Origin of the sequence: Aliivibrio fischeri (genome assembly GCF_009727955.1) — a bacterium.
Lineage (GTDB): Bacteria > Pseudomonadota > Gammaproteobacteria > Enterobacterales > Vibrionaceae > Aliivibrio > Aliivibrio fischeri_A.
In genome coordinates, this window is record NZ_WOBR01000012.1 from 1 (window position 1) to 14,365 (window position 14,365).

Here is a 14,365-nt window from a genome sequence, read left to right on the forward strand (position 1 = left end):
TCACAAGTGCCCACACAGATTGATTTGGTTAAATTGTTAAAGAGCTTTTCTTTCAACGACTTGCGTTTCCGTTTCGTCGTTTGAGGCTGCGTATAATACAGAGCCAATTTATTAAGTCAAGGATTATTTTCAATTTATTTTGAAGTCCTAAAACTTGTCGTTCTCATGGCTAAAGTTATTAATCTTTTCCTTGGGAACGGAGGCGCATTATAGAGAGCTGATTAGGATTGGCAAGCGATATTTAAAAATATTCATCTAAGTGATTATTTTCTACACAGATCACTTTTTTTCAAACAAACCCCCTACAAGAAATGAACAATGGCTTAATTAGTTGGCAATTGATAAACAATATAAGTAGTATCAATGTGATTTTATTGTTAATTCATCACTTTCCATTTATTTACTAGACCTTACTTATCATGAAATCTACTAATTCAAACATTGCTATTATTGCTATCGCTGCACTAGGTGCCGGTGCAATCTCTTTATTCCCAACAGTATCTCCAGCTTTTGCTTTCGCTTTTGGCGCAGTGATTACAGGTTTTACGGTTTTAACTATTAACAAAGCTCCAGCACAACCAAACTCAGATGGTTCTGCTGATACTGCTCCAACCTCAGATCAAGCTAGTACTACATTATATGTAGGTAACTTACCTTATCGTGCAAATGAATCAGATGTAAAAGAACTCTTTGCTGAATTTGGTGATGTTTTTGCTGTGCGTTTAATGAAAGACAAACGTACGGGTAAAAGAAGAGGTTTTGGTTTCGTAGTAGTTGCAACGAAAGACGCCGACAACGTTATTGAAAATTTAAACAATAACGAATTTGATCAGCGTACTCTGAAGGTGCGTATTGCTAATGATCCTAAAACTTCGGGTAATCCAAATACTGAAGAGAACTAAAACCCAGTTTTTTGAATGTACTATTTAGTGCCTCTTCTTTTATAGATGAGGCACTACAAAACACCTCTCCCTCGTAAATAATCATTTCTTCTTTCCCACTTTTTAATAACTGCTTAACTCTTCTAGCTATCGCTTCCCCAGAATCAATAAGCAATATTTTATTTCCAAGCGCTTTTTTTATTTCGTTTTTCAAAAAAGGGAAATGAGTACACCCAAGAACAATCGTATCTACTTTATTTTCCCATGGAGATAAAATCTCTTTTAGTTCATCAATATTTACATCGACTCCAACCATTTTTTCTTCTGCCATTTCAACCAATCGTGTTGAACCTAATAACAGAACATCAGATATAGGGGCAAAAGATTTGATCAAATCATACGTGTAGCTTCTCTTTACTGTTGCTGGTGTTGCAAGTAAGCCTATCTTATTTGATACAAGTGCTGCTGGCTTGATGGCTGGAACAACACCTACTACAGGTATATCTAACTTATCCCTAAGAGAAGGGAGTACAACGGTACTTGCTGTATTACAAGCAATCACAACGATATCTATAGGAAATTTAGAACACAACTGAGAGACAATATGCGTCGTTCTTTCTATAAGTACCGATTCAGTTAGTTCACCATAAGGGAATGCCGCATTATCAAACGCATAAATATACTTAGCTAAAGGTAACTGATATTTAATTTCTTTATATACCGATAACCCACCGATACCCGAATCAAAAATCAAAATGTGTTTTGGCATAACTGAAACCACAGACTCTAATTGTAAGCCGATATGAGAAGATGAGTTCTAATCATACCTCTTGCACTAATTTTGTAAAACAGAAGCGTTATAACGCAGATGAGTAAAACGCTGTTGTTTTTCAATTTGCATCTCAGATAAGTGGATTGAACCTTTAAAGCATGGCGCGCTAACCACTAAAGAATGAAACTCACCATCTTCTCCGCAAGGATCTACTCCTATTGGTAGCTGTGCAATTAATTCTCTTGTGTATATTTTTCCACAAAATTGATTATCAAGTTGAGTCCCATCAGTTGTAACAAGAATTGTTTTAATGCCTGATAAAATAATCTCTTCTGCCAAATCCCTACTTGATTGCCCTATTAAAGGAAAAACACACTCCCAACCTGCTTTTTCAATGTAGCTTTTACGATATTCAACAATGCCATTGCAAAACATGTCACCAAAAGCTACTGCGTCGAACTCAATACCAGACTCTTTTAAGCCTTTCACCACTAGATATTGGTATTCATCATTTGCAGGGAATACGGTAGGCAATTCAATCGTTATTAAAGGAAGTTCAGCTAAATCAGCTTGCATTTGAACAACTGATAATGGAGTTACTTGAAATGGGACTTCATTTGCTACATGTGTCGTATATAAAGCAACAACTTCATAGTCTGGATTCTCAAGTAATCGAATAAGAGTGAGTGTTGAATCCTTACCTGATGACCAACTAATAATAACTTTCTTTTTCATTCATACCTCAAAATGAAAAACCGCCAATGAAGGCGGTCTTAAATCAAATTAAAATTGATAATCTAAACTAACATAATATGATCGCTCTGCAGGTTTATAGCCGCCCGCCGTTTCATATTCTTCATCAAATAAGTTTTCAACTCGACCTCGAACAGCAAGATCTGACGTTACCCAATAAGCAGCAGCAACACTCCACAATGAATATGGATCAAGATAAGCGGTTTCAACACCTGGGGCTGAAGGTAAATCAGAGCGCTTTCCTGTATAAATATAAGAAAGGTTCAGGTCTAGATCTCCTAAACTTACATTACCCATCCATTTATAATTCTGTTTTGCTCTTCTTGCTAGTTGTTGACCTTCTGTATCCTCATGATCTTTATACTCAGCGATCAATGTATGAGAAATAACTCCAGTATCAAATAACAACTCTAACTCAGCACCTTTAATATCAGCATCAACATTCGCACTATAGCCTGCAAAATTTGGAGCGTCATAATATACAATTAAATTATCTACACGGTTCTTATAAAGAGATAAATTAACATTAACTAGGCTATATACTGCTGCAAGACTAACATCAATATTTTTTGACGTTTCCGGCTCTAAATCTGGAGCTGTCGATAAATCATAAAATGATGGCGCTTTAAACGCTGTATTATAAGCAGTACTTACTTTGTAAATATCATTAATTTGATAACTCGCACCAACACCCCACGTTGTATATTCATCATACTTATCGTGCTTATCAAATCGAGTATTTGCTTCTAACTTTAATTGCTCTAGTTGATATTGAGTTCCAAGATAGACGCCAGTCGACGTACGACTTTCACCTTCATTAATAATTACCTTATTTGACCAATCAGTAATGTCAGCTTTCACTTTCGCATCAGTCCAATCAACACCTGCATTAACTAACCAGTCATCCGTTAGTTTGATTTGGTTAGCCCATTGCATATTTAGCTGATCAATTTTTTGCTCAGAATCGAGATCTCCATTCTCATGATATTCCAGAGTTTGGTCATCTTGATAACTAATACTTAGGTTTGATGAAACCGCATCTTTATGAAAAGATAATTTTGAAGAATAAACCGTAGATTCTGATTCTGATCGAGATTTTGTATTTGTATAATGGTTATATTCTGATGTGCTATTAAACCATCTAACACCAGTAAAAAGACTTACATAAGAAGAAAGCTGGTGCTCGTAGTTCAACATAAACTGGCTATTTTCAAAGCCATGTTTATCTCCATCATTTAATCCCGGCTGAGGATTAACATTGTAGCCTTCTGTTTGGGTGAATCCGGCAGCCATTTTTAAATGTCCGTTTTCACCTACCTTAGTGTTAGCTGCAAAGTTTCCTTCTTTATATCTATCACTACCAGCACCAATGGTTGCTGATTTCGACTGATTATCAGAAGACGTTCTAGTGATGATATTAATCACACCACCAACAGCATCGGAGCCATACATTACCGCTCCAGAACCACGAATTATTTCAATTCTTTCGACTTGATTTACAGGGATCTTATTAATGTTCATTCCACTTTTAATGGAACTGTTCATTCTAAAACCATCAATTAAAATCAATACATGATCAGAGTTAGTTCCTCTCATAAAAATAGAGGCATTTTGACCAATACCACCATTGCTTGCGACTTCTATCCCAGGTTGCAACCTTAAAATGTCCGTCATCGTTTTTGCTTGAATCTGAACAATCTCTTCTTTGGTGACTACACTCATTGGTGCAATAACATCTTCTGTTGACTGCTCAAATCTGTTCGCAGTAACAACCATAGTTTCATCGGTTTCTGTTGTGGTATTTTGAGCAAATACAGGGGATGTATAGGCGTGTGAAAGCAGCGACACTACAGCTGTCGCTAAGGCAGTTTTCTTCATTTCCGTTGTTTCCTAAAATCGCGTTAAGTCCATATAGCAATACGTAATGTATTACTTATTGCTGGCAGGTCTTCGGACTTGAGAGCAGTTAACCTAGAGTACTCACTTCCCATTATTCGTCGATATCCTTAAACATCTAAAATTAACAGTGTGAAAAATTGTACCTTCGTTCTCTCTTACCGCTGCGCGTCAGTTCTGGATTTTCACCAGATTCCCTATTCAGGCTATAATTAATATTAAAAATAGCGCACCAACATGGGCGAAATAGTAGTGACCTACACTATCTTTGTCTAGGTTTATGCGCTCAATATCACGTCTTAGTATTAATTAGTTTCGATCAATAACACACAAATACTGGACAACAGATCTCTATCGCATAAAATCGGCGCTCTTATTTTGAGCAGCGTGAGGCAAGACGATGACACAATCAGTCATGAACCCAGAAAATTATCAAGTACAGTTAGATGAAAAAGCAGAAGCACTCTCTGCTATGTTTTCTGAATTTAATGTTCCAGAACTGGAAGTCTTTTCCTCTCCTGCTGAAAACTACCGCATGCGTGCTGAATTTCGTGTGTGGCATGAAGGTGACGAAATGTATTACGTCATGTTCAACCAAGAAACCAAAGAAAAATACCGTGTTGATTACTTCTTACCTGCAAGCCGTTTAATTAACGATTTGATGCCATTACTAACAGAAGCAGTAAAAGAGAGTAAAACACTTCGCTATAAAATGTTCCAAGTGGATTTCTTATCAACCCTTAGTGGCGAAATTTTGGTGTCGATGCTTTATCACCGTCAACTAGATGATGCTTGGAAAGAAGAAGCGAAAGCATTAAAACAACGTCTGAATGATGAAGGTTTTAACCTAAATATCATTGGTCGTGCACGTAAAATGAAAATCGTTTTAGACCAAGAGTTTGTTATTGAAAAACTTAAAGTGAATGACGATATCCTAACGTACAAACAAGTTGAGAATAGTTTTACACAACCAAACGGCGTTGTTGCTCAAAAAATGCTGGAATGGGCTGTAGATTGCACGCAAAACAGTCAAGGTGATTTACTTGAATTATACTGTGGTAACGGTAACTTCTCATTGGCATTAGCGAAAAACTTTGATCGTGTTTTAGCAACCGAATTAGCAAAACCATCTGTTGATTCTGCTCAATACAATATTGCAGCGAATAACATTGATAATGTACAAATCATTCGAATGTCAGCTGAAGATTTTACTGATGCTATGGAAGGTAAACGTGAGTTCAGACGCTTAAAAGATCAAAACATCGATTTAAAAAGCTATAACTGCAACACTATCTTTGTTGATCCACCTCGTTCTGGAATGGATGAAGGGACTTGTAAGATGGTTCAAGGCTACGAGCGTATTATGTACATCTCTTGTAATCCTGAAACGCTAAAAGAAAACTTAGAAATTTTAAGCCAAACACACAACATTACGCGTTTTGCTTTATTTGACCAATTCCCATATACACACCATATGGAAGCAGGCGTTTTCTTAGAAAGAAAATAAACTTAAAGAAAAGGCTCAGAGCGTAATGTTCTGAGCCTTTTTTATGAACGGTTATTTATACTTCAGTGTGAGTATCTTTCTTTTTTAAAATACCCATTTTCACACCAATCCAAAGTAACAAAGCCAGAGCAACTAAAATCGAAAAGAAATTAGAACCCGCTTCTGGATATTGTGCTTTTACTAATGCTGAATGACCAAACAATCCTACAAAAAAACAAGCCACGGCAATAAGCGGAGTATCTTCACTCACTGGCGGTCGTAAATATTCTTGGTATAAACCTTGAGCCGCTAGAACCAATGCAATAATTGGAAAAATTGAGAAAGCAACTTCAGTTACTGTTAATCCAACCCAAACGGCATTTAAACAAAGACCTGCCACCACTGATAGCGCTAATGTCTTTCGTTCATTTCTACTATTTTCATGTGTCATGTTCTTACCTCATACAGACATTGATTCACTGCGATCAATGCATCTACATTCTATTTTTCATTTTCTTTACGATACCAATACGCTCCTTTAGAGAGCATTCGCAATTGAAAAATGAGTCGCTCAGATAATTCAGTTCGTGATGCCGAGTCTAAATCTAACGCTTCTGCTCCTGAACTAAATACAAGTGTTACCGATGCCTCAGCCTGAACCAATGCTTCTTCACGAGCTACCCCTGTTGTGGCAACTAAATATTCGGTAAGTTCCGCAACAAAGTGTTGGATTTCTCTTGCTACCGCAGCACGAAAAGCGGGTGACGTTCCTGAACGTTCACGTAGTAATAAGCGAAAGACGTTAGGGCTTCCCTCAATAAACTCCATGAAAGTTTCGACAGAAGTTCTAATAACACTCCCTTCTACGACTATACGTTGGCGAGCCTGTCTCATTAATTGACGTAATATCAACCCCCCCTCATCCACTAGAGTTAGGCCCAACTCATCCATATCTTTAAAGTGTCGATAAAAAGATGTTGGAGCAATTCCGGCTTCTCGAGTAACTTCTCGCAAGCTTAAACTCGTAAAACCTCGCTCGGCACATAATAGGCAAAAAGCAGCGTCAATAATGGTTCTTCGAGTTCTTTCTTTTTGTTGAGCACGAACGCCTTTTGCACTCACAGGGCGCTTTACTTCTGATACTGCATTGAGATCATCAGCTTCAAATTCAGGATACATATACTTTACCGTTTGTTGCGTGATTTAATTAAATGGGTATCACAAACTTCCGCCAACCCACATTATCGATTTCTACTTACCTATGTAAATAATGAAATCACTAATACGACAGATTTCCATAAACAACGTGATCCTCTCCACTCTATCTTAATCACTTGATTTACCAAACGAATGAAAAGGTTAAAATACTTTGTTAGCAATGTTGCGATATTGATAATAATTAAGGCGCTAATAATGACTAATTCAACCCCAATACGTTCAACCCATTTTGATGCCATTGTAATTGGTAGTGGCCCAGGTGGAGAAGGGGCTGCAATGGGTCTTACTAAAGCCAACTTAAATGTCGCAATTATTGAAAGAGAACCAAGTGTTGGTGGCGGTTGTACACACTGGGGTACGATTCCATCGAAAGCGCTACGTCATGCTGTTAGTCGTATTATCGAGTTTAACTCAAACCCTCTTTACTGTAAGAATAATACCAGTCTTCATTCTACTTTTTCGGATATTTTAGGTCATGCGAAAAGCGTAATAGATAAGCAAACCCGAATGAGACAAGGTTTTTACGATCGCAACCAATGTTCTCTCATCTTTGGAGAAGCGAGTTTCGTAGAAAAAAATACCGTTGCGGTTACAGCAAAAGATGGCTCGATTGAAACCTACACAGCAGATAAATTTATTATTGCTACTGGCTCTCGTCCATATCGTCCTGAAGGTATTAACTTTAACCATAGTCGTGTTTATGACAGCGACTCTATCTTATCTCTTAAGCATGATCCTCGTCATATCATTATTTACGGTGCAGGCGTCATTGGAAGTGAATACGCTTCGATTTTTAGAGGATTAGGTGTAAAGGTTGATTTAGTTAATACTCGTGATCGCCTACTCTCCTTTTTAGATAATGAAATGTCAGATGCGCTTTCCTATCATTTTTGGAACAGCGGTATCGTCACTCGCAATGATGAAAATTTTGAGCATATCGAAGCAAATGATGACGGTGTGATCATGCATTTAGAATCAGGCAAAAAAATGAAAGCCGATTGCATACTTTTTGCAAATGGACGAACAGGTAATACGGACAAGTTAAACCTTTCAGCTGTTGGTCTAGAAGCCGATTCTCGTGGCCAATTAAAAGTAAATGATAATTACCAAACAGACGTCGAGCACATTTATGCGGTTGGTGATGTGATTGGATACCCAAGCTTAGCCAGTGCAGCTTATGACCAAGGACGATTTACCGCTCAAGCCATTACTAAAGGAAAAGCGGAAGCTAGACTCATCGATCATATTCCTACTGGGATTTACACCATCCCTGAAATTAGCTCTGTAGGAAAAACGGAACAAGAGCTGACCGCAGCAAAAGTACCTTACGAGGTTGGCCGCTCATCATTTAAACATTTAGCACGAGCACAGATTGCTGGTAAAGATATCGGAAGCCTAAAAATATTATTCCACCGTGAAACCAAAGAGATATTAGGCATTCATTGCTTTGGCGAACGTGCGGCTGAAATCATTCATATCGGTCAAGCCATTATGGAACAAAAAGGCGAAGCCAATACTATTGAGTATTTTGTCAATACCACATTTAACTACCCTACAATGGCAGAAGCTTATCGAGTTGCCGCACTCAATGGTCTAAATAGATTATTTTAATTATAAAAAGGGCTGCACCATACAGCCCTTTTTTTATTTAACTATCAATTAGATATTGCATTTGGCCTATGATAGGAAAATTGCTTTTTTCCATTGATAATAGAATGTCACAGCCAAACTAAAACCACGCATTGCCATAAATGAAATCATAGCAGCCCAAAGCGCATGATTTCCGCTATCTTGCATTAACCACCAAACCGAGAAAAAGGTTATCATTGCAATAAACATAGAGTTTCTCATCTCAGAGCCTTTGGTTGCTCCAACAAAAATACCATCCAACAAAAAACACCACATTGATACCAATGGCATAGCAATTAACCAAGGTAAATAAATCAGCGCTGTTTTTTGCACATCTTCAATTGAAGATATCATTGCGATTAACTGATAACCAAATACACCAAATACCAAACTGAGTAAGCTGCTTATCACTAAACTCCAAAAAGTCGTACCAATGAGGGAATCCGCTAGCTGAGTTTTACTTTTTGCTCCAATCGCCTTTCCTACCATTGCCTCCATTGCATAAGCAAATCCATCCATGCCATAAGAAATCATCATTAAGAAGCTCATTAATACTGCATTTGCAGCAACAATATCTACACCTAATGATGCCCCTTGAAACGTCATAAAAGTAAAGCAAGCTTGTAAGCACAGAGAACGTAAGAATATATCTCGATTTAAATTCAAGAGACGCTTAAAACCCGATAATAAATCTGATAGAGACATAATAAAGCTAGGTAATACAAGCTTATTACTCTGTTTTAAAACAAACCACAAACCTATTACTAATGAGGAATAATCGGCAATAACGGAAGCAAGTGCCGCACCTTCAACTTTCCAATTAAAACCAACAACAAATAAAAGATCGAGAATAATATTAATGCTATTGGTTATGATAACTAACCACATAGGATAACGAGCATTTTGCGTTCCCAGTAGCCAGCCCATAATAACCAAATTACTCAATGCGGCAGGTGCACTCCATATACGAATAGAGAAATATTGCTCGGCATAATGCTTCACTTCAGCAGAGGCGTCACTAAATGAAAAAATGACCTGAGAAAGTGGCTGATGAAAAAGCAATAAAACAAAAGAAAAGCACAGAGCAAGAAAAATGCCTTGAGAAAACGTCTGACTCAGTGCATTTTTATTTTTTGCACCATAAGCCTGAGCGGTCAACCCCGTAGTAGCCATACGAAGAAAGCCCAACAACCAGAATGTTACGCTGATCATCGTGCCACCAACAGCGACACCACCTAAATACCACGCATGTTCTAAATGCCCAATAACTGCAGCATCAATTAATCCTAATAAAGGAATCGTGATATTTGATAGTACCATCGGTATGGCTAATGCTAGTACTTGCCGATGTAATGAAAGGTTTCTTAATGAATGCCACATAGAGAGTACCGAGAGAAAAAAGTAACTGCATTATTGCTTACTTTCTTTCAATCCTAAACCTTTACACCATTCAATTTATACTCATGTCATTAAATAGAACAATTGGTATTAAAGCTTATTTTACTATTACCAATTCATATGAATCAGCAACGGCGTCACTCTGTGCTTAAACAATGGGAATTTAGCTAACCAACGCTGCCATGCTTTCCAGCGAGTACAGTTATGCTCTATAGGAGACGTTACCGAGACGCTTTCAATCCATGGCAACCAACCAGTGAAATCAAGTTTCGGCTGATATAAGCCATGTTGATATTCTGCACTACCAAGCTTTTTGCCTATCATAGTATTACAGCGATCACCTGCTACAACGAATAACGCTTCTGCATGATTAAAACGACGACCAAGCAGTTGAATAAATTTAGATAGTTGAGTTTTAGTACAATCTAACAAAGCTTGCTCACACACAATCATGACTGGCACATTATTAGGAACAGGAAGCTCATTTATCCAATGATCATCGCATACAGAACCACAACGTAAATAATATCGTTCATTGGTATGAAAGAGCTTTTGGCGCCAAAGCAAATTTTCATTAATATCAAGTTCAAGCCAATGACAACGACCATTATCTAAACGATAAAAACGCGTATCTAGCCCTGCACCAACATTGACAACCCAGCCAGATGGATTTGATTTTAGAAATTTAGAAACTTGCTGATCACACTGAACCGTCAGTGTGGCATGAAGAAGCTGTTTTTGATCTATATCTCCAGAGAGACATTCAGCAGAAAGGTGACAGCGCTGACAAGCCGCTGCAGCAATAGGGTCATAAATGAGCCCATTGTCGATCATACTTTCACGGCTTCTTAACCAGAGAGGCTGCAATAAACGTGAAGGAATTTTATGGCCGAGGTTTGTCATTATCATCATCCTTTGAGAATAAGGTTAAATGATAATAACTATCATTACCACTTGTAAAGATCTATTTCAGCTAAACAAGCGATAATGACGATTATATGACATCAATCTAAATGGCTAGATTGTAACTACATCCAAGTTGTACTTCTGATCACGCCAACAGCAAGACCTTCAATACTTAAACTTTGAGAGGTTAAATCAACTTCAATTGGTGAAAACTCTTCATTTTCAGCATGAAGAAATACCATTGAGCCTTTACGCTCTAAACGTTTTACCGTTACATCATCATCAACACGAGCAACAACCACTTGGCCATCACGAACGTCTTGAGTTTTATGAACCGCAAGTAAATCACCATCCATAATGCCGATGTCTTTCATGCTTTCGCCATTCACGCGTAATAAGAAATCCGCTTGTGGCTTAAACATTCCAGGATCAACTTTATAGTGGCTCTCAACATGCTCTTGAGCAAGAATAGGCTCTCCAGCCGCTACCTGACCAATTAACGGAACACCTAGTTCTTCATCATGATGATCAGCATCTTGTAATAGAATACGTATCCCACGAGATGCGCCAGGAATAATTTCTATCACCTGTTTACGTGCTAATGCCTTTAAGTGCTCTTCCGCCGCATTCGCAGAACGAAATCCCAACTCACGAGCAATTTCTGCACGTGTTGGTGGCATGCCAGTATCATCAATTTTTGCTTTGATAAGATCAAAGACTTCTTGCTGTCTTGCCGTTAGCGGCTTCATAAATCACCTGTCTGTTTATACAGTTCACTGTGAGTATATACAGCTGTGCTATGCTTTGAAAGACCTATTGATTAAAAATAAGACAAAATCGCTTACTTTTCTGTCATATGACTCATACAATTGCGGATATTCTGTTCATCCCTATTAAAAGGTTTGACCAGTTCTGCTATTCTTGCCTGAAATTGTAAGCATCTATTATACGGCCGACTGCTCGGTACATAACTAAGGCGTTATTGTCATTATGTCTACAGGACACACTATTTATCATTCTTTACTAAAGTTACCACTATCGGTAATGGTGAAGAGTAGCTCGATTCCATCGAATCCTATTGAAGATTTAAAAATTGATCTTGAGCGCCCAATTATTTACGCACTACCATTTCGTTCACATGTGGATTTACTTACACTACAAAAAAGTGCTCTAGAACTTGGTTTACCTGACCCTCTATCTCCTATCGAGATTGAAGGCGTTAAATACCCACGCTATGTATTTACTTCTATCGGACCAAAAATGTTCGATACTGATGACGATCTTCCACAAGAGTCACTCGATTTATTTAAGATTGTATTAAAACACCATGCTGATAATCCAGACGCTGATTTCCAACTGATCCCTACCTCTATTTTATGGGGAAGAAAGCCAGGTAAAGAAGGAACAAGTAAGCCTCACTTAATGCCACTTAACGGACCTCAAAAATTTGTCACGTTAATAAAAGCAGGACGAGACTCAACCGTTCGTATTAGCCCAGTAGTATCTTTACGTTATATGGCTGATAACCACGGCTCTGATGAAGCCATTGCGCATAAACTAGCGCGTGTTGCAAAAATACACTTTTCTCGCCAAAAATTAGCGGCATCAGGTCCTAACCTACCTAATCGCCAAGCGCTATTTAATCGCTTATTAAAATCACAAGCGATTGAGAAAGTCATTTTAGAAGAAGCAAAAAGTCGAAATGTCGATGTAGAGAAAGTGCGTAAAGAAGCCATGGGTATCATGGAAGAAATCGCTACCAACTTCTCTTATTCTCTAATTAAAAATGGTAACCGTATTTTAAAATGGTTATGGAACCGTTTATATCAGGGATTAAACATCAATAACGCTTCTACTGTGCGTAAATTAGCACAAGAGGGTCATGAGATTGTTTATGTTCCTTGTCATCGTAGCCACATGGATTACCTACTCCTTTCTTATGTTTTGTATCATGAAGGTTTAGTTCCACCGCATATTGCTGCAGGCATTAATTTAAACTTCTTCCCTGCGGGTCCTATTTTCCGTCGCGGTGGTGCTTTCTTTATTCGTCGTAGCTTTAAAGGTAATCGCCTGTACTCAACCATCTTCCGTGAATATTTAGCTGAGCTTTTTGCAAAAGGATACTCAGTTGAATACTTCAGTGAAGGCGGACGTTCTCGTACCGGTCGTTTACTACAAGCGAAAACAGGTATGTTAGCAATGACGGTACAAGCAATGCTGCGTGGCTTAAACCGCCCAGTTACTTTAGTGCCTGTTTATATTGGTTATGAACACGTAATGGAAGTAACCACTTACGCAAAAGAACTACGTGGTAAGCGTAAAGAAAAAGAAAATGCAGGTCAGGTATTACGTACACTACGCAAACTACGTAATTTCGGACAAGGTTACGTTAACTTTGGTGAGCCTATCTCATTAAACCATTACTTAAATGAGCATGCGCCAAACTGGTCAGAATCAATCAACCCGATTGAACCACAAAAACCAGAATGGATGACACCTGTCGTAAACGGCATCGCTAATAAGATGATGACACATATTAATGACGCAGCTGCTGCTAACGCATTAACATTATGTGCAACCGCTTTACTTGCTGCAAACCAACGAGCACTAAGTAAAGAAGACTTAACTGAACAATTAGATTGTTACCTGCAAATTCTGCGTAATGTTCCATACTCAGCAACGGCAACAGTTCCAAGTGAAGATGCTGACGCCTTACTAGAACATGCCATTAAGCTAGATAAATTTGTTATTGAAAAAGATACGCTAGGTGAGATTGTTTCACTAGATCGCAATCAGTCACTACTGATGACTTACTATCGAAATAACATTATTCATCTATTTGCACTACCATCATTAATTGCAAAACTCGTCGTTCACCATGACACAATTACCGTAGAGCAAATTCAGGAACAGATAAAATTAATTTATCCTTTCCTAAAAGCGGAGTTGTTCTTACATTATAAAGAAGATGAATTAGCTTCTATTGTAAATAATCATATTGATGAATTAGTGCAACAAAATCTGATTTTACGTGATGGCGATACGCTGCAACTGTGTAATGCGAACATTCGTAAGTTACATTTACTTGCTCATACTATTTCAGAAACTCTGCAACGCTATGCAATCGCACTAACGCATCTTCAAGCATCTCCAGATTTGGGTAAAGATGAACTAGAAGAGCAAAGCCAAATCATGGCTCAGCGTTTAAGTCGTCTACATGGTATCAATGCACCTGAGTTCTTTGATAAAGGCGTATTCTGTATTCTGTTTAATACTCTAAAAACAGAAGGATACCTTGATGAAGATGGTGCAGCAGTGTTAAGTAAAGTTGAGCCATTATCACAAGATATCGCGCACCTTCTTACTCCTGAAATCAAACTAACGATTCATGCAGTAATGACAAAAGAAGACTAATTTAACGTCCTT

At 38.0% G+C, this 14,365-nt stretch carries 12 protein-coding genes and 1 riboswitch; of the genes, 4 read left to right on the forward strand and 8 right to left on the reverse strand.

Annotation, left to right across the window (positions count from 1 at the left end; translation table 11 throughout):
- Positions 1-419: 419 nt before the first annotated feature.
- Entirely contained in the window at positions 420-902 is a 483-nt protein-coding gene (locus GNP81_RS16455; RefSeq protein ID WP_155671286.1) for an RNA recognition motif domain-containing protein, read from the forward strand.
- Here GNP81_RS16455 and murI read toward each other — a convergent pair.
- The 3 genes from murI to GNP81_RS16470 all read right to left on the reverse strand — a co-directional run bounded on the left by murI (position 865) and on the right by GNP81_RS16470 (position 4,284).
- Positions 865-1,650: a glutamate racemase gene (murI, locus tag GNP81_RS16460; protein ID WP_155671288.1), complete on the reverse strand. Its 786-nt coding sequence runs from the start codon at positions 1,648-1,650 to the stop codon at positions 865-867. The genes GNP81_RS16455 and murI overlap by 38 nt on opposite strands.
- Before the next feature lie 66 nt (positions 1,651-1,716).
- Entirely contained in the window at positions 1,717-2,388 is a 672-nt protein-coding gene (locus GNP81_RS16465) for a Dph6-related ATP pyrophosphatase (protein WP_155671290.1), read from the reverse strand.
- A 48-nt stretch (positions 2,389-2,436) separates the two neighbouring features.
- Entirely contained in the window at positions 2,437-4,284 is a 1,848-nt protein-coding gene (locus GNP81_RS16470; protein ID WP_155675001.1) for a TonB-dependent receptor domain-containing protein, read from the reverse strand.
- Positions 4,285-4,330: 46 nt separating this feature from the next.
- A riboswitch (cobalamin riboswitch) is annotated at positions 4,331-4,554 on the reverse strand.
- Between the two features lie 148 nt (positions 4,555-4,702).
- Between GNP81_RS16470 and trmA the strand changes: the two genes are divergently transcribed.
- Entirely contained in the window at positions 4,703-5,809 is a 1,107-nt protein-coding gene (gene trmA / locus GNP81_RS16475; RefSeq protein WP_155675002.1) for a tRNA (uridine(54)-C5)-methyltransferase TrmA, read from the forward strand.
- Positions 5,810-5,864: 55 nt separating this feature from the next.
- Here the strand turns inward: trmA and GNP81_RS16480 are convergent, their stop codons facing one another.
- Both GNP81_RS16480 and fabR read right to left on the reverse strand, forming a co-directional pair.
- Positions 5,865-6,239, reverse strand: coding sequence for a YijD family membrane protein (locus GNP81_RS16480; RefSeq protein ID WP_155671294.1), 375 nt, complete (start codon positions 6,237-6,239; stop codon positions 5,865-5,867).
- 50 nt (positions 6,240-6,289) lie between these two features.
- On the reverse strand, positions 6,290-6,967 hold the full coding sequence (gene fabR, locus GNP81_RS16485; RefSeq protein WP_005421344.1) for an HTH-type transcriptional repressor FabR: 678 nt from the start codon (positions 6,965-6,967) through the stop codon (positions 6,290-6,292).
- 234 nt (positions 6,968-7,201) lie between these two features.
- Here fabR and sthA point away from each other — a divergent pair, with 234 nt between their 5' ends.
- The gene (gene sthA / locus GNP81_RS16490) at positions 7,202-8,617 is read left to right on the forward strand and encodes a Si-specific NAD(P)(+) transhydrogenase (RefSeq protein WP_017019516.1); all 1,416 of its coding nucleotides are present in this window, start codon (positions 7,202-7,204) and stop codon (positions 8,615-8,617) included.
- A gap of 66 nt (positions 8,618-8,683) precedes the next feature.
- On the opposite strand, the gene dinF is transcribed toward sthA, so the two are convergent.
- From dinF to lexA, 3 genes are all read right to left on the reverse strand, one after another.
- Positions 8,684-10,015 (reverse strand): MATE family efflux transporter DinF, encoded by a 1,332-nt coding sequence (gene dinF / locus GNP81_RS16495; RefSeq protein WP_155675003.1) that lies wholly within the window; start codon positions 10,013-10,015, stop codon positions 8,684-8,686.
- A 126-nt stretch (positions 10,016-10,141) separates the two neighbouring features.
- On the reverse strand, positions 10,142-10,936 hold the full coding sequence (locus tag GNP81_RS16500; protein WP_155671298.1) for a class I SAM-dependent methyltransferase: 795 nt from the start codon (positions 10,934-10,936) through the stop codon (positions 10,142-10,144).
- 125 nt (positions 10,937-11,061) lie between these two features.
- Positions 11,062-11,688 (reverse strand): transcriptional repressor LexA, encoded by a 627-nt coding sequence (gene lexA, locus GNP81_RS16505; RefSeq protein ID WP_005421350.1) that lies wholly within the window; start codon positions 11,686-11,688, stop codon positions 11,062-11,064.
- A gap of 241 nt (positions 11,689-11,929) precedes the next feature.
- Here lexA and plsB point away from each other — a divergent pair, with 241 nt between their 5' ends.
- Positions 11,930-14,353 (forward strand): glycerol-3-phosphate 1-O-acyltransferase PlsB, encoded by a 2,424-nt coding sequence (gene plsB, locus GNP81_RS16510; protein WP_155671300.1) that lies wholly within the window; start codon positions 11,930-11,932, stop codon positions 14,351-14,353.
- Positions 14,354-14,365: the final 12 nt, after the last annotated feature.